At 57.7% G+C, this 21,736-nt stretch carries 19 protein-coding genes; 10 read left to right on the forward strand and 9 right to left on the reverse strand.

The window, feature by feature from the left end; genetic code table 11:
• The first annotated feature begins 24 nt into the window (after nucleotides 1–24).
• The 4 genes from FOY56_RS19210 (at nucleotide 25) to FOY56_RS19225 (ending at nucleotide 5,530) form a co-directional block, all read left to right on the forward strand.
• Complete coding sequence (locus tag FOY56_RS19210) at nucleotides 25–2,361, forward strand: TRAP transporter large permease subunit (RefSeq protein WP_246139537.1); 2,337 nt, start codon at nucleotides 25–27, stop codon at nucleotides 2,359–2,361.
• Nucleotides 2,358–3,920 (forward strand): sulfatase family protein, encoded by a 1,563-nt coding sequence (locus tag FOY56_RS19215; RefSeq protein ID WP_146347773.1) that lies wholly within the window; start codon nucleotides 2,358–2,360, stop codon nucleotides 3,918–3,920. The genes FOY56_RS19210 and FOY56_RS19215 overlap by 4 nt, the downstream gene beginning before the upstream one ends.
• A 103-nt stretch (nucleotides 3,921–4,023) precedes the next feature.
• Nucleotides 4,024–5,100 carry a DUF389 domain-containing protein gene (locus FOY56_RS19220; RefSeq protein ID WP_146347774.1) on the forward strand — a complete coding sequence of 359 codons (1,077 nt, stop codon included), beginning with the start codon at nucleotides 4,024–4,026 and terminating at the stop codon, nucleotides 5,098–5,100.
• Nucleotides 5,101–5,317: 217 nt separating this feature from the next.
• Nucleotides 5,318–5,530: a helix-turn-helix domain-containing protein gene (locus tag FOY56_RS19225; protein ID WP_146347775.1), complete on the forward strand. Its 213-nt coding sequence runs from the start codon at nucleotides 5,318–5,320 to the stop codon at nucleotides 5,528–5,530.
• A gap of 52 nt (nucleotides 5,531–5,582) precedes the next feature.
• On the opposite strand, the gene FOY56_RS19230 is transcribed toward FOY56_RS19225, so the two are convergent.
• From FOY56_RS19230 to FOY56_RS19245, 4 genes are read right to left on the reverse strand one after another with little or no spacing between them, the layout of a single operon-like run.
• Nucleotides 5,583–6,143, reverse strand: coding sequence for a PqiC family protein (locus FOY56_RS19230; protein WP_186766396.1), 561 nt, complete (start codon nucleotides 6,141–6,143; stop codon nucleotides 5,583–5,585).
• A gap of 7 nt (nucleotides 6,144–6,150) precedes the next feature.
• Nucleotides 6,151–8,841: an MlaD family protein gene (locus tag FOY56_RS19235; protein ID WP_146347777.1), complete on the reverse strand. Its 2,691-nt coding sequence runs from the start codon at nucleotides 8,839–8,841 to the stop codon at nucleotides 6,151–6,153.
• The gene (locus tag FOY56_RS19240) at nucleotides 8,838–9,473 is read right to left on the reverse strand and encodes a paraquat-inducible protein A (protein ID WP_146347778.1); all 636 of its coding nucleotides are present in this window, start codon (nucleotides 9,471–9,473) and stop codon (nucleotides 8,838–8,840) included. Before FOY56_RS19240 ends, FOY56_RS19235 begins: the two co-directional genes overlap by 4 nt.
• Entirely contained in the window at nucleotides 9,440–10,075 is a 636-nt protein-coding gene (locus tag FOY56_RS19245; RefSeq protein WP_146347779.1) for a paraquat-inducible protein A, read from the reverse strand. The genes FOY56_RS19240 and FOY56_RS19245 overlap by 34 nt, the downstream gene beginning before the upstream one ends.
• 198 nt (nucleotides 10,076–10,273) lie before the next feature.
• Here FOY56_RS19245 and FOY56_RS19250 point away from each other — a divergent pair, with 198 nt between their 5' ends.
• From FOY56_RS19250 to FOY56_RS19260, 3 genes are all read left to right on the forward strand, one after another.
• Nucleotides 10,274–10,855 (forward strand): helix-turn-helix domain-containing protein, encoded by a 582-nt coding sequence (locus FOY56_RS19250; RefSeq protein ID WP_222435010.1) that lies wholly within the window; start codon nucleotides 10,274–10,276, stop codon nucleotides 10,853–10,855.
• A complete protein-coding gene (locus FOY56_RS19255; RefSeq protein WP_146347781.1) occupies nucleotides 10,845–11,939 on the forward strand; it encodes a cupin domain-containing protein in 1,095 nt (364 codons plus the stop codon). The genes FOY56_RS19250 and FOY56_RS19255 overlap by 11 nt, the downstream gene beginning before the upstream one ends.
• Nucleotides 11,940–12,303: 364 nt before the next feature.
• Nucleotides 12,304–12,660 carry a hypothetical protein gene (locus tag FOY56_RS19260; RefSeq protein ID WP_146347782.1) on the forward strand — a complete coding sequence of 119 codons (357 nt, stop codon included), beginning with the start codon at nucleotides 12,304–12,306 and terminating at the stop codon, nucleotides 12,658–12,660.
• A 73-nt stretch (nucleotides 12,661–12,733) separates the two neighbouring features.
• Here FOY56_RS19260 and FOY56_RS19265 read toward each other — a convergent pair whose 3' ends face one another.
• The gene (locus FOY56_RS19265; RefSeq protein WP_146347783.1) at nucleotides 12,734–14,947 is read right to left on the reverse strand and encodes an NADP-dependent isocitrate dehydrogenase; all 2,214 of its coding nucleotides are present in this window, start codon (nucleotides 14,945–14,947) and stop codon (nucleotides 12,734–12,736) included.
• A gap of 284 nt (nucleotides 14,948–15,231) precedes the next feature.
• On the opposite strand from FOY56_RS19265, the gene FOY56_RS19270 reads away from it, so the two are divergent.
• Both FOY56_RS19270 and FOY56_RS19275 read left to right on the forward strand, forming a co-directional pair.
• A complete protein-coding gene (locus FOY56_RS19270; protein ID WP_146347784.1) occupies nucleotides 15,232–15,585 on the forward strand; it encodes a CidA/LrgA family protein in 354 nt (117 codons plus the stop codon).
• Nucleotides 15,582–16,298, forward strand: coding sequence for an LrgB family protein (locus FOY56_RS19275; protein WP_146347785.1), 717 nt, complete (start codon nucleotides 15,582–15,584; stop codon nucleotides 16,296–16,298). Before FOY56_RS19270 ends, FOY56_RS19275 begins: the two co-directional genes overlap by 4 nt.
• A gap of 25 nt (nucleotides 16,299–16,323) precedes the next feature.
• Here the strand turns inward: FOY56_RS19275 and FOY56_RS19280 are convergent, their stop codons facing one another.
• Nucleotides 16,324–17,568, reverse strand: a complete 1,245-nt coding sequence (locus FOY56_RS19280; protein WP_146347786.1) for a urate hydroxylase PuuD — start codon at nucleotides 17,566–17,568, stop codon at nucleotides 16,324–16,326.
• A gap of 109 nt (nucleotides 17,569–17,677) precedes the next feature.
• Here FOY56_RS19280 and FOY56_RS19285 point away from each other — a divergent pair, with 109 nt between their 5' ends.
• A complete protein-coding gene (locus tag FOY56_RS19285; RefSeq protein ID WP_146347787.1) occupies nucleotides 17,678–18,595 on the forward strand; it encodes a LysR family transcriptional regulator in 918 nt (305 codons plus the stop codon).
• Between the two features lie 78 nt (nucleotides 18,596–18,673).
• Here the strand turns inward: FOY56_RS19285 and FOY56_RS23675 are convergent, their stop codons facing one another.
• The 3 genes from FOY56_RS23675 to FOY56_RS19300 all read right to left on the reverse strand — a co-directional run bounded on the left by FOY56_RS23675 (nucleotide 18,674) and on the right by FOY56_RS19300 (nucleotide 21,725).
• Nucleotides 18,674–20,311, reverse strand: coding sequence for a calcium-binding protein (locus tag FOY56_RS23675; protein WP_186766397.1), 1,638 nt, complete (start codon nucleotides 20,309–20,311; stop codon nucleotides 18,674–18,676).
• A gap of 203 nt (nucleotides 20,312–20,514) precedes the next feature.
• Entirely contained in the window at nucleotides 20,515–21,216 is a 702-nt protein-coding gene (locus FOY56_RS19295) for a response regulator (RefSeq protein ID WP_146347788.1), read from the reverse strand.
• Nucleotides 21,213–21,725 carry a MarR family winged helix-turn-helix transcriptional regulator gene (locus FOY56_RS19300; RefSeq protein WP_146347789.1) on the reverse strand — a complete coding sequence of 171 codons (513 nt, stop codon included), beginning with the start codon at nucleotides 21,723–21,725 and terminating at the stop codon, nucleotides 21,213–21,215. Before FOY56_RS19300 ends, FOY56_RS19295 begins: the two co-directional genes overlap by 4 nt.
• Nucleotides 21,726–21,736 lie beyond the last annotated feature (11 nt).

Genomic DNA, 21,736 nt, shown 5'->3' on the forward strand with positions numbered 1-21,736 from the left:
AAACCCCTTTCACGAAAGCGACCGATGTCCGATATCCCCCTAAAAGGCGGCTTTGCTGCGCGCCTGCTCTATGGTTTGGCCTTCGTGCTGGTCGTTGTCGGGTTGGTTAATGCCATGCCGTCGATCCCCGGTTTTGAACCGGCTGTCCGCGATCTGATCGGCAATGACAGTTTCAAGATCCGGCGGTTTACACCCGAATACTTCTATCCGCTGGCTTTCGTCACCATGATGCTGATCGTGGCTCTCAAGCATTCGATCTGGCGCACATGGGCGGGGCGGAGCCCGCTGCGCAGCAAACTTGGGTTGTTTCTGGACATCGCACTGGTCGTTGCAGCCATGGCGATTGCGCTGACCTATACGGTAGAATTGCAATCGATCTGCCTGATTGACCAGTTTACCGGCGAACGCGCCCGGCTGATCGCCGAGGCGATGGAGGCCGAGCGCGAGACGGCCGAACTGTTTGGCCTGCCCGAACCGACGACGGTCGATGATCCGAACTGTGTCGCCAATACGGGCGGTTGGCTGGTCGCAATTGTCGGCGTTTCGACCGTCATTTTCCTGGCCTATAACATCAAGGTCTGGGGACTGCCGCTGGTTCTGGTCGCGATTTTGGTCGTGTCTTATACGTTTTTCACCGTCGGCATGTGGTACTTCTTTGGGGCCGAGGAACTGAACAAGTACCTGGTCACCAAACTGGGTGGCGAACCCAGAATGCTGATCGACGGGCGCCCCCGCGTGCATGACATTTTGACCAACACCTCCAGCGGGTACCTGGGGCGGTTCATGAGTATTATTCTGAACACGATCTTTCCGTACCTGATTCTGGGGTCGCTGTTTGGCGTCTCGGCAGGGGGTCAGTCACTGATAAAACTGGCCTTCCGTTGGACCCGCAACTTGCGGGGTGGCCCGGCCCATGCCGCGATTGTCAGCTCGGCCATGTTTGGCACAATCTCGGGCGGGCCTGTTGTTAACGTTTTGTCGACCGGTGTTCTGACCATCCCGATGATGATAAAGCGCGGGTTTTCCAAGGTATTCGCAGGCGGGATGGAGGCTGCGGCGTCGTCCGGAGGGTCGATCATGCCGCCCGTGATGGGGGTTGCCGCCTTTATTCTCGCCGCACTGACCGGTGTCCCGTACAGTCTGGTGATCATCGCGGCCGTCATCCCGGCCATTGCCTATTTCGGCTGTCTGTTCCTGTCGGTCGTGTTCCAATCGCGCAAGCAGGGGATCGAGGCGATTGGCGAATTGACCGAAGACATGATGCTGGACCGTCAGGACAGGCTGAACCTGACGATGATTTTTGCGCCGATCTTTCTGATCTTGGTGCTCTTGCTGACCAAGAAGCAGGATGTCGGGTGCGGCCTGCTGGGCGGTATTTTCGGTGCGGATCGTACGTTTACGGACGGAAATTGTAGTATCAACAGCCTGTCCTGGTTCCTGCAACTGGTTCAAAACAGTGCGGGCGATGCGGGCAGCGCGGGCTGGTGGGCGGTTATGCTGCTGATGGGATTGTTGTTCCTTGATCCCGAAATGCGGGCCAAACCCCGCAAGCTGATTGACGCGCTGTCGAATGCGGGCGTCATGATTTCGACGCTGTATCTGATGTTCCTGGCTGTCACGATCATCGATTTCTGCCTTCAGTTCACCGGTTTGCCCAGCTTCATCTCGCTGGATGTATTGGAGTGGTTGCGCGGGTTCGACCTGGGTTCGGGCGGATCCATCCTGTTCCAGTTCCTTGCTCTTGCTGCAACGATGGGGCTGGCCATTCTGTTGGGCATGGGGATGCCTGCGGTACCGGCCTATATCAATGTGACCTTGCTGATGGGGCCGGTTTTGGCGGGACTGGGGATTTCGATCTTCACCGCGAACATGTTCATCTTCTACTTTGCGGTGGCCAGTGCCATCACGCCACCTGTGGCCTTGGCCGCGTTTGCGGCGGCATCGATAACCAAGCAGGATCCGATGCGCACGGGTTTGTCTGCGGTGCGATCTGGCATCGTGATGTTCGTGATCCCGTTCGTGTTCGCCATGTATCCCGAACTGTTGCTGATCGAGCAGGCGCAGATCGACCCGAATTCGATCGGGGGGCAAATCACCTATCTGCCGGGGTATGACGGATCGATCGATATGCTCGGCCTTGGCGTATTGCTGCTTCGGTTGATGCTTGCGCTTTACCTGCTGGCCAGCGCGCTGGCGCGGTATGATGCGCAGGCACTTGCGTCCTGGAACTGGCCGCTGCGGCTGGCGCTGTGTGTGCTGATCCTGTTCTCGAACCCGCTGATCTTCCTGCCAGCAGCTGCGGCAGGGATCGGGTTGATCCTGCTCAGCCGGATGCAGACCAGAGGAGTGGCCCTGGGATGAACGGGAAACCGAATTTCCTGTTCATCATCACAGATCAGCACCGGGCCGATTGGTTGGGGTGCATGGGGCACCCGGTGGTCAAGACCCCGAACATTGACGCCATAGCGGCGCAGGGTACCAAGTTCACCGATTTTCATGTGGCGTCCCCGGTTTGCATGCCAAATCGGGCCGCGCTGATGACCGGACGGATGCCGGGCGTGAACGGGCTGCGGTATAATGGCTGTGTGCTACCGGATCGTGCCAATACCTTCGCAGATGTGTTGCTGGCAGATGGGTATTCCACGGCCCTGATCGGCAAAAGTCACCATCAACCGTTCAGCGACGTGGCTCCGTTTCACGGGCCGGCACCCAAAGGCCGCCTGATTGAAGAAGCATGGAAGCCGGACGGGGCTGATTATGGCAAGGAACAGCCCGAAAGATATGCCGGCACCGACCGATATGACATTCCGAAACCGTACTATGGGTTCGAACATGTGGAATTGGTAACTGGCCATGGTGACCAATGCGGCGGGCATTATGAACAGTGGTTTCGTGCGGCTTGCCCGGATTGGCGGGCCTTGCGAGACCCGGCAAACGAGGTTGCGCACACCTATGGTTGCCCGCAGGCTTATCGCACGCCGATCCCCGAGGAACTTTATCCCACAACCTGGATTGCGGATCGTGCAATCGACTATCTGAACACTCAAGACGATCAGACGGACCCGTTCTTTGCGTTTGTGTCCTTTCCCGACCCGCACCATCCGTTCAACCCGCCGGGTAAATACTGGGATATGTATTCGCCCGACGACTTTGATCTGCCTCTGCCGTATTCGGCGCATAAAAACCCGACGCAGGGCATGGCGTATCTGAATGGGCGTCACGAACAGGGGTTGGGGGCCGAGACCAAGCAATCATCATTCTGTGCCGACCCGCAGCATCTGAAAGAGGCGATGGCGTTGACGGCGGGCATGATTACCATGATTGATGATCAGATTGGCCGGATCATCACGACGCTGAAAGAGACCGGCCTGTTCGACAACACGGTGATTATCTTCACCTCGGATCATGGTGATTATCTTGGCGATTTCGGGATGTTGCTGAAAGGCCCGCTTCCGTTCCGGTCGATCACACGCGTTCCCATGATCTGGTCCGACCCGTCGTCGCGGGAAAGCCAGACTTGCGAAGTGCTGGCCAGTACGCTCGACATTTCGGCCACGGTTCTCGAACGCGCCGGATTGGTGCCCTACAACGGCATTCAGGGCCAAAGCTTTCTGTCCTGCATCGGTGGCGCGGACAGCCACCGGGATGAATTGTATGTAGAACACAACGACGCGCTGCCACGGGTTGGGTTTTCGACTGCTGCGCGGGTTCGAACGCTGATCACCAAGGATCACCGGCTGACCTGCTACAAGGGTCAGGATTGGGGCGAATTGTACGATCTTCGGGCCGATCCGTACGAAACCCGAAACCTGTGGGACGACCCGGCCTTTGCCAGCCAAAAGGCACACCTGTCTTTGCGCCTTATCGACCACCTTGCCGACCAGATGGATACCAGCCCACTTTCAAACAGGCTTGCCTGAGTCCGGCCAATCTCGCGCGCAGAAGATCTGTGCAGTTGCCGGTTGGCAAACGTCGCAATAGTCTGAATTTCATAACAGGATGTCCTGCGGGTTGGAGACGTGAATGCCGGTCAGAAAATACAGCATCGCCAAGGATATCCTCCGCTTCGAAGGGCTGGACAAAACCGCTTACTGGAAGCGCTTCACGATGCTGCTGTCGCTGGCCGTGATCGTGTCGACCATGGGGCTGTTGCGCGATTCCGGCGCCGTCGTGATCGCGGCAATGCTGATCGCGCCTTTGATGGCACCGATTCTTGGGATCGCCTCGGCCATGGTGATTGGACGCACGAAGCGAGCATTCAGGCTTTTGCTGATCGTGTGTCTGGCTTCGGTCGCCAGCGTTTTGCTGGCATGGCTCCTGGTTTTCATGGCTGACATTCCACGCGGGGTGATCATTCCCGGGCAGGTGTTGGCCCGGACCGACCCCGGAATAGAAGAACTGATCGTGGCGCTGGCCGCCGGTGTGGCGGGTGCCTATGTCCAGATCCAGCGCGCCGAAATAAGCCTGCTTCCCGGGGCGGCAATTGGCGTTTCGCTGGTGCCGCCGTTGTCTGCTGCAGGCATCCTGATGTATTTTGGTCAATGGGCAGATGCGTATGAGGCTGCGTTGCTGTTTACCACCAACCTTGGGGCAATCATCTTGGCTGCCAGCCTTGTGTACATGTTTTCCGGTGGGTTCCGCAGTGTCGTCAAAAAGGCCCGCCGGGTCGCCAGCTTTTCCCTGAGCTTTTTGCTGACTTCTGCTGTCATGGTGGTCATCCTGATGCAGCTTAGCTCTGCAACGATTGAAAGATACCGCGAAAAGCGGAACGAAGCGGTTCTGGCCGATCATATTCTGGAATGGGCCGATCCTGTGTCGATCGAGATCATTCGGCTTAACGTCAAACCCCGTCGCAAGCTTGCGGATATCTGGCTGATCGTGGATCTGCCGGTTGAATCGCAATACACACTGGGGTCGGTCGCAGATCTTTTACCTTCCGAGTTGCGCCAAAAACCGCTGAGCGATGTGATTCAGAACGTGTTGGGGTCAGAATACACCGTTGCCGTCCGGTATCAGACCCGCATTGCCGGGCTGATCAACCTGACAACGGATCAAACAAATGACGCGCCGTCGCCAGATGATTTGATTGGCGAAGAATAGCCACCTACGCCTTCACCTGGCCAGAAACGACCCTGCTTTTGCGTTCAGCCGGGCAAGGGTCGCGTCAATCTCTGCAAAATGCTCGGTCGCGTCTGCCAGACGGGACTGTTGCATTGATTGAGGAGCATGTCCAAGTTTTGCTTTTTGATCACATGGTGGATTCACAAACGAAGTGCAAATCCTGTATCAAAACAGAAGCTTGAATCGAGGATGCTAAATGGGAAACCGCTCCTCTCACCTTCGTTTGGAACAACGTCGCAAGATTGCGGAGTGGCTTGAAGCTAAAATGCCTGTTGCTGAGGTTGCGGATCGACGGGGTCGTGATGCCTCACCGATCTATCGCGACATCAAGCGAAATCGAGACATCGACACCGAACTGCCCGAACTGAACGGCGACTACGCGATAAGTGCTCAGGCGATACTTGCGTAACAGGACACGGCGGGTTTTTTTGCCCGCCGATTTTCGTTTCGCTGGCAGCAACTCAGCGCGAAAGTGTTTTCGCGATCTGTTCGGCCAGCGTCAGCAAGGCATCGCTGTTGGCCTGTGCAATCGCGCCCGGGGTTTGGTCGGCCATAGGCTGCTGGATATCAAAACGATTGATCGTTTCCCGCACTGCCCCATAGGGCGCCGCGACCGAATACTGTCCTGCCATCTGGAATTTCCCGTCGGGGCGGGCGACCATCCGGTCTATTCGCACGTCGATGCGAACCTGGGCCGGTGCGTCCAGAGGCCAGGGCTCGGCAGCGGCCGTGGCAGTTGTCGCGGAGTCCAGGTTTCGGGCCAGTGACTGGGTGACTGACCGTACCGGATCATCAGCCCAGACGGCTTTGGGAACCGGTCGCACCGCACCATCATCTTGCAGTAGCACGATTTCGGATGCAGCTGCATAGGCTGGAAGGGTGACTTCGCGCACCTCGATCGACGAGACCCGAACGCTGACACGCTCGGAAGGTTCCGGCATATCCAGCAGGTAACGGGGGGAATTGTCGCCGCATCCCGCAGCAACGAGGAGGGCGGCAAAAAGCCAGGATCGCGGCAGCATGATCTGGTTACCTTCCGAACAGAATTGAATTTGGGCTACGTTCAAGCGTGCGGGCCAGTGACGAAACGGTGCGTGCAGCGGCGCGGACCTCGCGCAGCATCTGGAGCGTTTCCGTGTTGAACTCGGATCGCGCACCATAAGCCGCCACCAGTGTTTCGGCGCGGGCGATCAACTGATCCAACCGGCTGGTCAGTTCCGGCAGGCCGGCCATCGCCTTGTCCAGCGATTGTGCTGCATCGCGGGCCGAGGCCAACGCCGTATTGACGTTTTCGGCGGCGCCGCCTTTGCGCAGTTCGGACAGGATCGAGCGCAGTTCAAGCAAGGCGTCGTTCAGGGCGGCGGGCAGTTCCTGGGCGTCTTGGGTTGCAAGGATCTTGTCGGCGCTGTCCACCAGCGCGGTTGTGGATGTGATTAGCTCTTCGACGTTCAGGTCACGGGCTTTTTCGGCCACGGCCTTGAAGTCATCGATCAGGGCCGGAACTTTCTCGGATGCGGTCGACACGTTGGCCAGTGTCGTGTCGGCGCTGTCCAGCGTGGTCACCAGTTTGTCGGCAGCGTCCCGCGCCGAGGCCAGCGCGGCGTTTACATTTGCTGCGGCTCCGCCTTCGCGCAGTTCGGCCAGAATGTCCCGCACTTCGGTCAACGTGTTGTTCAGCGAGGCGGGCAGTTCCTTGGCTTCGGGCGCGGCCAGGATCGTGTCGGCCTTGCTGACCAGGCCGGTGGCCGAGGTGATCAGGTCTTCGACATCCAGATTGCGGGCTTTTTCAGCGACCGCGCGCAGATCTTCGACAAGTCCGGGCACGTCCTTGGACGCGGTAGAAATGTTTGCGAGCGCCGTGTCCGCGCTTTCAAGTGTCGTCACCAGCTTGGCCACGGCGCCTTGCGTGTTGAAGTCATCAATCGCGGTGCGCAGGTCGGCCAGTGTGGCCTTAAGTTCGGCGGGAAGGGCACGCGTGTCTTCGGACCCGATCACATCTTCGGCGCTGGTCAGGAACGTATTGGCCGATCCGATCAGGGTTTCGATCTCAAGCTTGTCGACCTTTTCGACCAAAGCCCGCAGATCAGTGACAAGCGCCGGAACCTTGTCCGAGGCCCCGGTGACCCCGACAAGCGCCTTGTCGGCTTGTTCCAGTGTCGTGGCCAGTTTTTCAACGACTCCTTGAGTCTTGATGGCCTGAATCGTGTCGCGCATTTCCTTCAACACGGCCTGCAAATCACCAGGTATGGCTTTTGCCTCATCACTTGAAATCAACCCATCGGCATTTCGCAGCAGTTCGGTAAAGGCTTTGGGCGCTTCGCGCAGGTCGCTGTCGGTTGCGACGGATTCGATGCTTTGCATCGTGCTGATCGCCTGTTCGATCACACCTTCGATGTTCAATGCATTTACGCGCTCCAAAACGCCTTCGACAGATGCGTTCATGTCCGGCAGGTCTGACGGTTCGCTTGGGATCAAGGGATAAGGTTCGGCGTTCCGGTCGATCTTGGCTGGCTTGGGATCTTCGGCTGTCACGAAATCCACGATAAGCGATGTACCCAGAAAATTGCCCCGGTCCAGCTGAGCGCGGACACCGTTTGCCACAGCCGTGTCGAGCAGGTTCAGAACATCATCCAGACCGGCGTCAGGCTTCAACCCGAGTTTGTCGGGATCGATTTCCAATATGGCGGTCTGATTGACCTGCACCTTCTTGTTATTTCGGCTTACGAATGCAGAAATGGCCGCCACTTCACCAATCTTGAGCCCCTTGAACTTGACGGCAGAGCCTGCGGTAAGCCCGGCGGCCCCGCCCTCAAAGATTGTTGATACCTTGACGATGTTGTCAGCCGCGCGGGAGATGGCGTTTTCCCGCGCCTGCGTTTCGTCCTTGTACAGATCGAACTGTTGATCGGCACCGACGGGTTTGCCACCGGCGAAGAACGTGTTGAAGGCGACCCCGCCATTGATCAGTGCAGCCAGGCTTTTGACGTCCAGCTTCAACCCCTCGGGGCCAAAAGACACGTTGAACCCGGACGTGTCCCAGAACCGGGAAGCGGTGGTCAGCAGTTTGTCATGCGGTGCCGCGATATAGGCGCGGATTTCAACGCTTGCCCCAGTTGGGTCAAGTGTGGGCGCCTGCGTCTGGCCGACTTTTACGCCGCGATAAAAGACAGGCGCGCCTGCGGCCATGATGCTGCCATCCGTTGTGCGCAGGGTGATCCAGGTGCCTTTCTTGTCGTTTTGATCGACAAGCGGGCGACTTTCGAGACCTTTGAAATGGGTCTGCGCGACGCCGGGCGTTTTGTCCCACGATCCTTCGATGTAGACTCCGGACAGAACAGTCGAGAGACCGGAAATACCCGAGGTCGTCACTTCCGGATGTACGACCCAAAACTGCGCGCTACTGTCGAGGTAGGGCGCGATTTCGGTGTTTACACGGACGGATACGACCACGTTTTCCAGATCGTCCGAAAACGCCAGCTTTTCAACATGGCCGATGGTGACATCGCGATAGTGGAGGGTGGTTTCACCCTCTTTCACACCAGCAGCGTTGGCAAATGAAATGTGGATCAGAACCCCGCGATCCGAATAGCTACGCCATGCGATCCCAAGCGAGACGATCAGGGCAAGAATAGGCACCAGCCAGACAACTGACAGATTACGCCACCAGGATGTGGTGGGCGGACGCACGTCCAGCTTTGCCGGTTCGGCCGGATCCGTCATGGCTGGCTGGCCTCGTCTGCGTCCCAAATCAGTCTTGGATCAAAGCTTTGCGCCGAAAGCATCGTGAACGCAACCGACAAGGCAAAGCATATCGCGGCAATACCCGGATGGATCGCCAGGACGATATTGAACTGAACAAGTGCTGTCAGGATGGCCACCACAAAAACATCCATCATTGACCAGCGCCCGATGAATTCGACCACTTCGTACAGATGCTGGCGGGCCTTGTTGTGCATCGTGTCGGGCCGATGCACGCTAAAGGCCAGATAAGCGATCGCAAAGAATTTGCCGACCGGGACAATGACCGAGGCCAGAAACACGATCCCGCCAACACCATAGTCTCCGTGTTTGACCAGTTCGATCACGCCGCCGACGATTGTGTTGCTGGTATCCTTGCCCAGCGTCGTGGTGCGCAGCATGGGGTACAGATTGGCCGGAATGTACATGATCAGCCCGGCGACCCACCAGGCCATCACCCGTTGCAGGCTGGTCGTATCCCGGCTTTTCAAAACCGAACCGCACCGCCGGCATTCAGCCGTTTCGGCGTCATGCACCCGCCCGCACTGGGTGCAGGCAACCAGACCAGCCGCACGCGCGGTCAGCGGGGGCTGCGATGTTCCAGCGTTTTCCATACAGTCAACTTGCACATGAAGGTGTCTTTAAGCGCGGTCACGATGACCAGCGCCGCGAAGGCCCAGAAGGCCGGGCCAAGTTTCAGGGTCGCCAAACCGCCGATTTTCACCAGTGCCACGGCTACGCCGACGATAAAGATTTCGGCCATGGACCAGGGCTGCAGGCTTTCGGCTAACCTGAACGCCGCCTTGGCATGGGGCCAGGGTTTGTACGCAATCGCCATCGGGGTGACAGTGTACAGTATCGCTACCAACCGCAGAGTTGGCAGAACCACGATCAGGGCGGCCACCGCGAAGGACAGCGGCATCAAAAGGCCAGTCGAAAACGCCAGGATCGTGTCCATCACTGAACTGTGCCGTTCCAGCCCGGCTGCCGTCACGTCGAGAAAGGGAAAGAAAACGGCGGCGACCATCAGGATCAAGGACGTTGTGGCCAGCATCACGATATGCGTCATTGCCTGAGACCGGGGGGTCATCAGAACTGTATGACAGCGATGACACCGGGCCTGACTGCCGACCGGAATGACGGCATCCGTGTGCAACAGGTCACAGACCGGGCAAGCGATCAGAGAGTCGAGATCAAGGGGTTCATCAGGTTTCATCACCTCCTGAATACGCTTTGCATAGACCGATTGCCAAGCGACCTGTGCATTTGGCCCGAAACATCAGCGGTGCGCCTGAAAGTGGTGCATCGAAGCCCAATATGGATATCTCTGCAAGTTCTTGCAAATCTGCAAGATACAACTTAGCCTGACCCAATGACCGCGCCATCCGAAACGATTTTGCCTGACGGGCAAGCTATGGGGCCTAAGCTTCGCCAGATGCGGCGATCCAAAGGAATGTCGCTTGCCGATGTTGCGGCAAAAACAGGCGTGTCCGAGGCAACGATGTCGCGTATCGAAACCGGTCGCAGCGACATTTCTGCGCCCCATCTGTTTCGCCTGTCAGTTCTATTTGGCGTTGATGTTGGCGGCTTCTTTCACGATGCCGGTCCCGAACATGTTTCGGGCATTCGAAGCGTCGAGCGAAAGGGGCAGGGGCGCGTGTTTGAGACCGACCGGCTGCGCTCGACCTTGCTGTGTACCGATCTGCGGTCCAAAAAAATGCATCCATTCCTGAACCACGTCCGGGGCAGAACTGTTCAAGACGTCGGCGGGCTGGCTGGCCATGATGGTGAAGAATACCTGCTGGTGCAGCGTGGCCGTTTGGTGCTGCACACGTCTGCTTATGCACCTTTGCTGCTTGATACAGGTGACTCGATCTATTTCGATGCGACCATGCCACATGCCTATGTCAGCGCCGATGCAGAAGGCGTGGAGTTTCTGGTGATCTGCACCTCTGACCAACATAGCGAACAAAAGGATTTGCCCGATGGAGACTAAGGACATTCGTGCCGAAGTTCTGCTGCCCACCAAGGAACTGCGCGACGATCTGCCGTTCTATACCAAGACGTTAGGGATGCGCATGGAGTCGATCTTTCCGGCGGATGATCCGACGACGGCCAGTTTTTCCGGACATGGTCTGAATATCCGCATCGAAAAGGGCGCGTTGGTGCCGCCGGGCGTGCTGCGTATCCTGACCGACGATGTGGCAGGCTTTGCCGAGGGTGCCACAGAACTGACGGCCCCAAATGGCACTCGCATCAATATTGTTCCGCTGACACCGACCGCCGAAATGCCGACAACGCAACATGAATTTGTTGTGCGCCGTCTGCGCGACGAGGCGCCTTGGGTGATCGGGCGTGCTGGGATGCATTACCGCGACCTGATCCCCTCGCGTCTCGGCGGAACAATTATCGCCAGCCACATCCGCATTCCCGATGGCGGGCCAGTGCCGGACATGGTGCATTATCACATCGTCGGATTTCAGCTGATCTATTGTTACAAGGGCTGGGTCGATGTGCTGTACGAGGACCAGGGCGATATGATCCGGCTTGAGGCGGGCGATTGCGTGATCCAGCCGCCACAGATCCGGCACCGGGTTTGCTATGCCTCACCCGACATCGAAGTGATCGAGATCGGCGTTCCGGCAGAACATGTCACGACCATCGACCACGACATGACCTTGCCGAACGGGACCGGAGAGCCGGATCGCGAATGGGACGGGCAGAAGTTCGTGCATCACGTGAAATCCAAAGCGGTCTGGCAGCCGCACCGGATCCCGGGTTTTGTCAGCGGGGACACGGGCATTGCTGTTGGCACCAAAGGCGTGGCTGGCATTCAGGTGGCGCGATTTGACGGTGGAACTCCTCCCAAAACGCGGCATGACGCCGACATCTTCTTTACGTTTGTGATGGAAGGGTCGGTCACGTTGACGGCCGAAGGCCAGCCTGCGCGCGATCTTCAGGCCGGTGACGCGTTTGTGGTACCGCCCGGGATGGTGACACAGCTGACGAAGTGTTCGGACGATCTTGAATTGCTTGAGGCGGCGTTGCGCGGGGATGGCACGACCACTGTGGTGGCCTGATCGGGTGCCGTTTCGACAGCACCAGGACCCATACTTCGGGTTCAAAAAGCTGTGGGCGATTCGCTAGGTCCCGGTTTGAGTGGTTTTGTCGCATTCAGACGGATGAGGTCGGGGTTTTTGGTACTTTGCCGGAAAGCGGACCCGAAAATTGCGCCCAAGTATGCGTAACACATAGCAAACACAGGGTCCCGCACGGTCGGAGATCAGAATCTTCCAGCGATTCACGTTGCGCAGACTTTGATCTTGTCGGGCAGTTGGGTAGCCGTTTCTGGCCATCGGCCCAAGGATCGGTTGTGTTTCGCTCAGAAAACGGCAAAATCCCGGCCATTGAACCAAAATCCTCAAATATATGAACGTGGATGATATGACCGACAACGAAAACGAAACCCCCGCCCAAGAACGCAAGCGTGCCCCTCGTGCCCGGGCAGAAGGCGAACGCCCGACGGGTGACAAGGTTGAGCGTGATCCAAAGAAGGCAGCGTTGTACCAGACACTGGCGCGCGCGATTTTCCAGGCCGAGAACAACCGTCCCGACGAAGAGTTCGAAGTTCAGGAATTGCGCGGACAGCGCAAGGAAGAATGGGAAGCCGTCAAGGCCGACAAGATGCGCGTCGCGCGTCGTATGGTCCGCCTGCTGGAAAAACGTGGCCGGGTGAAGATCGAATTCATCGGCGAGCCGCGCCAAAAAGGCACCGGGCGCCGGGCGCAAAGCGAAGAATAAGCTGCCAGCTTAGTGACAAAAGAAAAGCGCCCGGAGTGATCCGGGCGCTTTTTTCGTTTTAGGTAGGTCGATGTCAGCCGAAGATGGCGTTCAGGGTTGCGCTGGGGCGCATCGCTTTGGCCTTGAGGTCGGCATTGGGGTGATAGTACCCGCCAATATCGGTAGCCGGACCTTGCACAGCGGCCAGTTCTGACACGATCTGAGCTTCTTTGTCTGCCAGTTCTTTCGCGATGGGCGCGAAGTGGGCCGCCAGATCGGCATCGTCAGACTGCGCTGCCAAGGCTTCGGCCCAGTAGCGTGCAAACCAATAGTGGCTGTCGCGATTGTCAGGCTCTCCCACTTTTCGCGACGGTGACCGGTTGTGGTCAAGGATGCCTTGGGTTGCTTCCTCGGCGGCGCGGCCCAGAACACCGGCCTTGGCGTTGCCCTTGGCATCGGCCAGGAAGTTCAGCGACTCGCCCAATGCGCAGAATTCGCCCATTGAATCCCAGCGCAGGTGGTTTTGTTCGACCAACTGCTGAACGTGCTTGGGGGCGGACCCACCGGCACCGGTTTCAAACAGACCGCCACCGTTCATCAGCTTCACGATAGACAGCATCTTGGCCGAAGTGCCCAGTTCCAGGATTGGGAACAGGTCGGTCAGATAGTCACGCAGCACGTTGCCCGTGATGGCGATGCTGTCATTGCCTGCTGTGATGGTTTTCAGCGACTGCGCCGTGGCTTCGCGCGGGGCCATGATCTGGAACTTGTCTGCAACGCCAGCCGCCTCAAGCGCGGGTGTGACGTATTTGATCAACTCGGCGTCATGGGCGCGGTTTGCGTCCAGCCAGAAGATTGCTTCGGACCCGGTCAGGCGCTGACGGTCAAGAGCAAGCTCGATCCAGTTCAGGATCGGGGCTTTTTTGGCGGTACAGGCCCGCCAGATGTCACCGGCTTCGACGTCGTGGCTGTGCAGCGTTTCGCCATTGGCCAGAACGACGCGGATGGTACCGTCTGCAGGGGCTTGGAACGTGGTCGGGTGCGATCCGTATTCTTCCGCCTTCTGAGCCATCAGACCGACGTTGGCGACCGACCCAGCCGTGGTCACATCCAGTGCGCCATTGGCTTTGAAGAAGTTGATCGATTCGTCATAGATCGTGGCATAGCAGCGGTCGGGGATCACGCAGTTGGTGTCGCCCTTGTCGCCATTTTCGTCCCAGCCCTTGCCACCTGCGCGGATCACGGCAGGCATCGAAGCGTCGATGATAACGTCCGACGGCACGTGCAGGTTGGTGATGCCCTTGTCGCTGTCGACCATGTACATGGACGGACGGTCACCTGCGACGGCTTCGATTGCAGCCATGATGTCGGCATTATCTTTGACGCGGTCCAGCAGGTCGCCCATGCCAGAATTCGGGTTCACACCCAGCGCGGCCAATTCATCGCCGAACTTGTCAAAAACCGGGGCCAACCAGGCTTTGACAGCATAGCCGAAGATGATCGGGTCCGAGACCTTCATCATCGTGGCTTTCATGTGCAACGAGAACATGGTGCCGTCTGCTTTGGTATCCGCGATGGCATCGGCAAGGAACGCGGACAGAGCTTTGACCGACATGAATGTCGCGTCGGCAACAGTGCCTTCTTCCAGCGGCCAGCCGTCTTTCAGAACGGTGACCGAACCGTCTTTGCCGACGAATTCGATCTTGGCGTCACCCGCCTGTGCAGCGGTGATTGTGGCCGATTTCTCGTTCGCGTAGAAATCATTGCCTGGCATCGAGCTGACCTTGGTCTTGCTGTCAGCGGCCCATTTGCCCATCGAATGCGGGTTCTTCTGGGCATAGTTCTTGACGGCCCTGGCTGAACGACGGTCCGAGTTGCCTTCGCGCAGAACCGGGTTCACAGCTGAACCCTTTATGGCGTCATAACGGGCGCGGATCGCCTTTTCTTCGTCGGTCGACGGCTCTTCGGGGTAATCCGGCAGGGCGTAACCCTGACCCTGCAGTTCTTCGACAGCAGCGACCAGCTGCGGCACCGAAGCCGAGATGTTCGGCAGCTTGATCACGTTGGCGTCGGGGGTCTTCACCAGTTCGCCCAGTTCGGCCAGATCGTCGGACTGGCGCTGCTCTTCCGTCAGGAAATCGGGGAAGGTCGAAATGATCCGGCCCGCCAGCGAAATGTCCTTGGTGCCGACGGTCACGCCAGCCGCATCCGCGAAGCTGCGGATGATCGGAAGAAACGACGCGCTGGCCAATTCGGGCGCTTCGTCTACGATGGTATACAATATGTCTGGCTTGGATGTATCTGCCATGTTCTTCGACCTTTCAAAGTTCCTGGAAGCGTTGATACCTAATCCGCGGTACGCGGGTGGGAGCAGGCCCAGCCACTCGGCGGAACCGTTGGCGTCCGTTTAGAAGGATCAACCCGAAAACTCAACCACACGCAGGCGGGGCATGGTGGCGCAGGGGCAGCCGGCGCGTGGCGATCACATCGCAAGGATCCCGTAAATGCGGTACCGCACCTTGAACAGTCTTGGCCTTGGACGGATTTAGGCGTCAGAATGCAGGACGTCATGACCTGAAAGGTATACCGGCGATGCTTCCAACACTCGGTCTTCTTCTGTCCTGCCAACTGATCGGAGAAGTCGCAGTGCGTGCGCTGGGCTTGCCGGTACCCGGGCCGGTTCTGGCCTTTTCGCTGCTCATTCTTTTGCTGTGGGTTTGGCCTGCCCTTGCCGACAAGCTTCGACCGACTGTCGGGGTCATCCTTGCAAATCTGTCGCTTATGTTTGTTCCGGCGGGTGTGGGTGTGATTGGAAATCTGGATGTACTGTCCGAGGATTGGCTCGTACTGTTGTTCATCCTTGTCGTTTCGACGCTATTGGCCATGCTGGCCGCTGTTTTCACCTTCATCGGTGTGGGGCGCCTGACCAGGAACCGTATAACATGACCGGCGTCGAAAATCTGTGGAGCTATCTGTCCACCACGCCTCTCTTATGGCTGACGGCAACCCTGCTGGCGTATCTTGCAGCAGATGCGCTGGCACGGCGGTTGAGCAACCCGCCCTGGGCAAACACAGTGCTGATGTCGGTTCTTTTGATTGCGCCGGTTCTTTGGTTCACGCAGACGACCTATGCCACTTATTTCGAGGGTGCACAGTTCATCCATTTCCTGCTGGGTCCCGCAACGGTCGCGTTGGCTTTGCCCCTGTGGGACAATCGTGAGACCATTCGCAACTCGGTTGCCCCGATCCTTTTGGCATTGCTGGTAGGGTCGGTCGTGGCGGCGGGCTCGGCCATTCTGATGGCCCGCGCGTTTGACCTGCCGACCGAGGTTATCCTGTCGCTTGCCCCGAAATCGACGACAGCACCCGTGGCGCTTGGGGTATCCGAGGCCATTGGCGGCCTGCCGACTCTGACGGCTGTTCTGGTCATTCTGACCGGGATCATCGGAGCAATCATCGTAACGCCCCTGATGAATGTGCTGAACATCCAGGACTGGCGGGCCCGGGGGTTTGCCGTCGGTGTGGCGGCGCATGGGATCGGAACGGCACGCGCATTTCAGGTTAATCCGGTCGCCGGGGCCTATGCCGGTATTGCGATGGCCCTGAATGCCCTGCTGACAAGCCTGACAGTACCGTTTCTTGTCAAATGGCTGATCTAGCTGTTTTGCGCCGCGGGCCCGAGACTTAGCTGGCTGTATCGGTGGCCCGTTTGTACCAATCGCGGATCAAGGCGCGTTCTTCTGGCTCCATCCACGACAGGTTGGCGGGCGGCATCGCCTTGCTGACCCCGGATTGCAGATAGATCTGCTGCGCTGCGCGGGCGATTTCATTCGGGGTTTCCAGCAGGATGTTCTTGGGCGCGTGGGCGATGCCATCCCATCCCGGTTCGCGGGCATGGCACATGGAACAGCGGCCCAGAACGATATCGGTCACGTCCTCAAACCCGTCGGCCTGCGCAAACTGCGCTTCGAACGCTGTGGGGGCGCGGGCCTCTTCGGCGTCATAATCGGCCTGCTCGGGCCCACCGATGATCGACAGCCAGATGATCGCCAGAAACAGCAAAACGGTGGCGGGCCAGGTCCAGATCGGATTTCCGCCACGCGCGTGCATCGTGTTGAAATAATGCCGGATCGTGACGCCCATCAGGAACACCAGCGCCGCAATGATCCAATTGTACTGGGTCGCGAAGGCTAGCGGATAGTGGTTGGACAGCATCAGGAAGATGACCGGCAGGGTCAGATAGTTGTTATGAAGGGAGCGCAGCTTGGCGATCTTGCCGTATTTCGCATCCGGCGTGCGCCCGGCCTGCAGATCGGCCACGACGATCTTCTGGTTCGGGATGATGATGAAGAACACATTCGCAGTCATGATCGTCGCCGTAAAGGCACCCAGATGCAGCATCATGGCGCGCCCGGTAAAGATTTGGTTGTACCCCCAGCCCATGATCACCAGCAGCACGAACAGCAGCACCATCAACAGCGTCGGACGTTCTGCCAGCCCGGATTTGCACAGCCGGTCATAGACCAGCCAACCGATGGTCAGAGAGGCTGCGGAAATGGCGATACCCTGCCACAAGGTCAGGTCGGCCTTGTGCTGGTCGATCAAGTACAACTCACCACCCGCCCAATAGACGATCATCAGCAGCGCCGCACCTGACAACCAGGTCGAATAGCTTTCCCATTTGAACCACGTCAGGTGCTCGGGCATGTTTTCGGGGGCCACCAGATATTTCTGGATGTGATAAAAGCCGCCGCCGTGCACCTGCCATTCTTCGCCATGCGCACCGACGGGCAGATGGGGCACCTTGCGCAGGCCCAGATCAAGAGCAATGAAATAGAAGGATGATCCGATCCACGCGATCGCCGTGATCACATGCAGCCAGCGCACGGCAAAGGCCAGCCAGTCCCAGATGATGACCACATCAAGCATGTCAGCTTCCTTTTCCCGCGGGTTTCCAGACTCCTAGCGGAGAGAGGCATTGTCTTGTATTAGAGAAAAAAGCCAAGAAGCTTCAAACAAAAACGAAGAATGAGCGTGCATGGCGTATCTCGACAACATCCGGACCTTTGTTCGTGTCTATGAATTGGGCAGCATGTCTGCTGCTGCGCGTGATCAGAGGATTTCGGCAGCCGTGGCCTCGGCCCGGATCTCGCAGTTGGAAGAACACCTGACGGTGCGTTTGTTTCAGCGAACGACGCGGACACTGAAGGCGACCGAACAGGGCAACATCTTTTATCGCGGTGCGTGCAAGATCCTTGAAGCGGTGGACGAGGCCGAGGCCGAAATATCGGACGTCACGCAAACCCCGCGCGGGTCTTTGTACATCGCGGCCCCGCTGGGGATTGGACGGAGGTTGATCGCACCGGCGATTCCGAAGTTCAAAGACCAGTATCCGCTGATCGATATTCGCCTGCGCCTGTCAGACCGAAAGTTGGACTTGGCGGCCGAAGGGCTGGATGCGTCGTTCTTTCTTGGCGTGCCCGAGGATTCCACTCTGCGCATTCGCAAGATCGCGGATTGCCCGCGTGTCTTATGTGCTGCGCCCGACTATATCGCGCGGCGTGGCCATCCCGACAGCGGCGAAGCACTGGTGCGCGACAAGCATGATTGCCTGAACCTGCGATATCCCGGCGCGCCCGAATTTCAGTGGCCGTTGCAGACTGCCGATGGGGTCCAGAAATTCTCGGTCCGTGGGCCGTTTGAATCCGATGATGGCGATGTGTTAACCAATTGGGCGCTGGACGGACTGGGAATTATTCTGAAGCCGGTTTTTGACGTTGCCGATCACCTGACCTCGGGCGCATTGGTGCCGGTGGCCGAGTCTGAGCCACCGGTGCCAATTCAGATGGCCTGCCTTTATATGCACCGTCGCCGACAGGATCCGAAAACAAGGCTATTAATCGACTTTATTTCCGAACGTATCATCTCGGATTTGACAAAACTGCAAACAACGTAAGGTGAATCGCCAAGCAATTTTGGTCAATCTGGCCTCAATACTCAACTATTCGTGTCACTGCATCCCAAAGACCGCCGATTAGAAGAACGCTATATCATCTGCGAGCAACGATTTATCCGTGTATCCCTCGATGACGATCAGGTCTCCATTTCCGAAGTCGAACACAATATCGCCCCCTACGACAGACGCATACGTTAAATAGTGCTCGGCGGTTTTGGGGTCACTGCTTCCAACAAGGTCTTCGGAAAATAGCAAAATATCGGTGTCATCCTGAAAATCCTTGACGGTATCGACGCCATTGCTGCCCGCGAAGACAAAAGTGTCTGATGCGTTTCCGCCGAACAGATCGTCATTGCCGCCACCGCCGATCAACTGGTCGCTTCCACCGCCACCATACAGGGTATCATTGCCACTGCCGCCATAAAGTTTGTCGTCTTCTTGATTGCCTTTTAACACATCATCGTCTTTACCGCCGAGAAGAGTATCCTCACCAGCCCCGCCATTCAGTTCGTCGTCGCCAGCCTCGCCCTCAAGCCTGTCATCGCCCGAACCGCCGTTCAGGATGTCATCACCGGTTCCGCCTTCCAGTGTATCGTGGTTACTTCCGCCGTTCAGCGTGTCATTGGCCCCTCCACCCAACAGGATGTCCTGGCCGGCCCCGCCGCTCAGAAAATCGTTTCCGCCGCCCCCGTCAAGTTGGTCATTTCCGTCCTCGCCCCAGAGATTGTCAAAACCGCCAGCGCCCTCAATAATATCATCCCCCTGCCCACCATGCAGAATGTCTGCACCGGCTTCGCCATAGAGTTCGTCAGCTCCGCGACCGCCCCAGATCTCATCATGTCCACTGCCGCCATACAGTGTGTCATGCCCGGTTCCGCCCCAGATCATATCATCTCCACCATGCGCATCCACGGTGTCGTCGTTCAGTCCGGCAGCGATTGCGTCTCTGCCCCCATCGCCTTCAATCAGATGAAAGACTTCGCCAGCGTTGTCGTCATCATCCACGACAAAATCAAAGATCGCATTGTCGACCCCATCCGGAACTGTGTTTTGCGGGTCCACCCACGCCACATCCTGCAGACTAGCGAAGTTCGGGGCGCTCTGCAGGAAATGGTACTCCTGATTATCGCTGTTGGATCCACCGTTCCCAGTCATGTCAACACGGGCGCCTTCAAGGGCGTAAAAGATATACCCACCAGTTGAGGTTTCGATTAACAGCCATTGCTGAGTTTGTGGATTGGAATCGTTGTGCTCACCTACATATTTGACAATCCTCACATTGCTTGGCAGGTCTTCAAAATCAAGAAAATCCCCTTCAATGTTGATGTCGTCTCTCGTGGAATCGAAATCTTCCAGCCGACCGACAACAACGCCACCTGAAACAACATTATTGATGTTGTTAAAGTGGATTTCATCATTGCCCAGATTGGTTCCTTTGGATGCCTCAGCTCTCACATGGTGACCATGAGTGAATTTGCTGATCGGGTTTTGAACCTCTGTGCTGCCGCTGTTTGAAAAGTCCAAATTAATTACATCATCGCCGCCCAGTGCATAGACATGGATTTGCCCACCTTCTTCATTGTGCAGAATGTTGACGATGCCGGTTAAATTGTCTGCTTGACCAGACCCAGCCAGCTTTTTTTCTGTGACAACGACTGTAACCATGTTTGTTCTCCACGCTTTTGTTCGTCGAGAGAGCACAGTCTTGTTTTGCAATCAAGGGTTGAGTTGTATTGAATTTTACTAAATCTAGACATGTGCACCAAAAAGGTCATCGCCGAAAATGCACGCGACCGCCTATCCAGAACCAGATTTCGAAAAACTTGTTCATACATTGATTGGTCAGACATCCGGGGTCTGCACGACGGCACCCCTTCAATGTCGCATCAAGGTAGTTCATAGCCGTGCGCTAAGCGACGTTAATCTGGCGCCAACATGTATCCCGCCCCACGCACCGTTTGCAGATAGCGGGGTTGTTTGGGGTCGGGTTCGATCTTGCGACGCAACCGGGTGATTTGAACGTCCACAGCGCGTTCCTGCGCCTGACCCCGGTCGCGGCCAAGGTCTTCGACCAGCTTGTTGCGACTGACGGGTTCGCCGGGGCAGGCCGAGAAGATTTTCATCAACTGGCTTTCCGTGGCGGTCAGGCGAACAAGGTCTTCGCCCTGCCACAGTTCACCCCGTTCGATGTCATAACGGATTGGGCCAAGTTGCAGGATCTTGGGCACGGTCTCTTCGACCGGCGTTTCGGGCATCCGTCGCAGGATTGCGTTGATCCTGAGCAGAAGCTCTTTGGGTTCAAACGGCTTGGCCAGATAATCGTCGGCACCGGCCTCGAGTCCGGCGATACGGTGTTCGGTTTCGCCACGCGCGGTCAGCAACAGGATTGGTGTCTGCATGGTTTCACGCAGGGCGCGGGTCAGGCTGACTCCATCTTCGCCGGGCATCATCACGTCCATGACGATCAGATCGAAATCAAGGCCAGACAGCACGCGCCGGGCATGGGCGGCGTCGCGGGCGGATGTCACCAGAAATCCGTTACGGACAAGAAACTTCTTCAGCAAGTCCCGGATCCGTTCGTCGTCATCCACGATCAGCAGATGTGCATCCAGCGCGCTCATGATGTTCCATCCCGGAGTTTTGAGTGAGCACGGCGCATGTCGACGTCCATCATCGCTTCCAGCACCTGACGAAACCCTGTGACCGCCTCGGGGCCTGCTTCTTTATAGGCCGCGCGCATCCGTGCGCGCTGGGCATCGGACAATTTCGATTCAAGCTCGCGCCCCGCTTCTGTCAGGAACAAATGCCGCTCCCGTTTATCGGCCTTCCCGACCCGGCTTTCGACCAGACCATCGGCGATCAACGTGCGTAGAACGCGGTTCAGCGATTGCTTGGTGACGCCAAGGATCGCGAGAAGGTTGTTGACCGTTGTGCCAGGCGCGCGGTTTATGAAGTGGATCGCGCGGTGATGCGCCCGGCCATAAGCCAGCTCGGCCAGGATCCGATCGGGATCGGCGGTGAACCCACGATAGGCAAAGAACATCGCTTCGATGCCTTGCCGCAATTGTTCATCGGTCAGAAACAGCAGGCTGTCGCCGCTGAACCCGGACCCGGTTCGTCCGTCTGCCATGACGCCCTCAT

The organism is Falsiphaeobacter marinintestinus (assembly GCF_007923355.1).
GTDB classification, from domain to species: Bacteria; Pseudomonadota; Alphaproteobacteria; order Rhodobacterales; family Rhodobacteraceae; genus Phaeobacter_A; species Phaeobacter_A marinintestinus.

Coding starts and splice junctions, on each gene's coding strand:
- FOY56_RS19210 (WP_246139537.1), top strand. CDS start 25: ATGTCCGATATCCCCCTAAAAGGCGGCTTTGCTGCGCGCCTGCTCTAT.
- FOY56_RS19215 (WP_146347773.1), top strand. CDS start 2,358: ATGAACGGGAAACCGAATTTCCTGTTCATCATCACAGATCAGCACCGG.
- FOY56_RS19220 (WP_146347774.1), top strand. CDS start 4,024: ATGCCGGTCAGAAAATACAGCATCGCCAAGGATATCCTCCGCTTCGAA.
- FOY56_RS19225 (WP_146347775.1), top strand. CDS start 5,318: ATGGGAAACCGCTCCTCTCACCTTCGTTTGGAACAACGTCGCAAGATT.
- FOY56_RS19230 (WP_186766396.1), bottom strand. CDS start 6,143: ATGCTGCCGCGATCCTGGCTTTTTGCCGCCCTCCTCGTTGCTGCGGGA.
- FOY56_RS19235 (WP_146347777.1), bottom strand. CDS start 8,841: ATGACGGATCCGGCCGAACCGGCAAAGCTGGACGTGCGTCCGCCCACC.
- FOY56_RS19240 (WP_146347778.1), bottom strand. CDS start 9,473: ATGGAAAACGCTGGAACATCGCAGCCCCCGCTGACCGCGCGTGCGGCT.
- FOY56_RS19245 (WP_146347779.1), bottom strand. CDS start 10,075: ATGAAACCTGATGAACCCCTTGATCTCGACTCTCTGATCGCTTGCCCG.
- FOY56_RS19250 (WP_222435010.1), top strand. CDS start 10,274: ATGGGGCCTAAGCTTCGCCAGATGCGGCGATCCAAAGGAATGTCGCTT.
- FOY56_RS19255 (WP_146347781.1), top strand. CDS start 10,845: ATGGAGACTAAGGACATTCGTGCCGAAGTTCTGCTGCCCACCAAGGAA.
- FOY56_RS19260 (WP_146347782.1), top strand. CDS start 12,304: ATGACCGACAACGAAAACGAAACCCCCGCCCAAGAACGCAAGCGTGCC.
- FOY56_RS19265 (WP_146347783.1), bottom strand. CDS start 14,947: ATGGCAGATACATCCAAGCCAGACATATTGTATACCATCGTAGACGAA.
- FOY56_RS19270 (WP_146347784.1), top strand. CDS start 15,232: ATGCTTCCAACACTCGGTCTTCTTCTGTCCTGCCAACTGATCGGAGAA.
- FOY56_RS19275 (WP_146347785.1), top strand. CDS start 15,582: ATGACCGGCGTCGAAAATCTGTGGAGCTATCTGTCCACCACGCCTCTC.
- FOY56_RS19280 (WP_146347786.1), bottom strand. CDS start 17,568: ATGCTTGATGTGGTCATCATCTGGGACTGGCTGGCCTTTGCCGTGCGC.
- FOY56_RS19285 (WP_146347787.1), top strand. CDS start 17,678: ATGGCGTATCTCGACAACATCCGGACCTTTGTTCGTGTCTATGAATTG.
- FOY56_RS19295 (WP_146347788.1), bottom strand. CDS start 21,216: ATGAGCGCGCTGGATGCACATCTGCTGATCGTGGATGACGACGAACGG.
- FOY56_RS19300 (WP_146347789.1), bottom strand. CDS start 21,725: ATGGCAGACGGACGAACCGGGTCCGGGTTCAGCGGCGACAGCCTGCTG.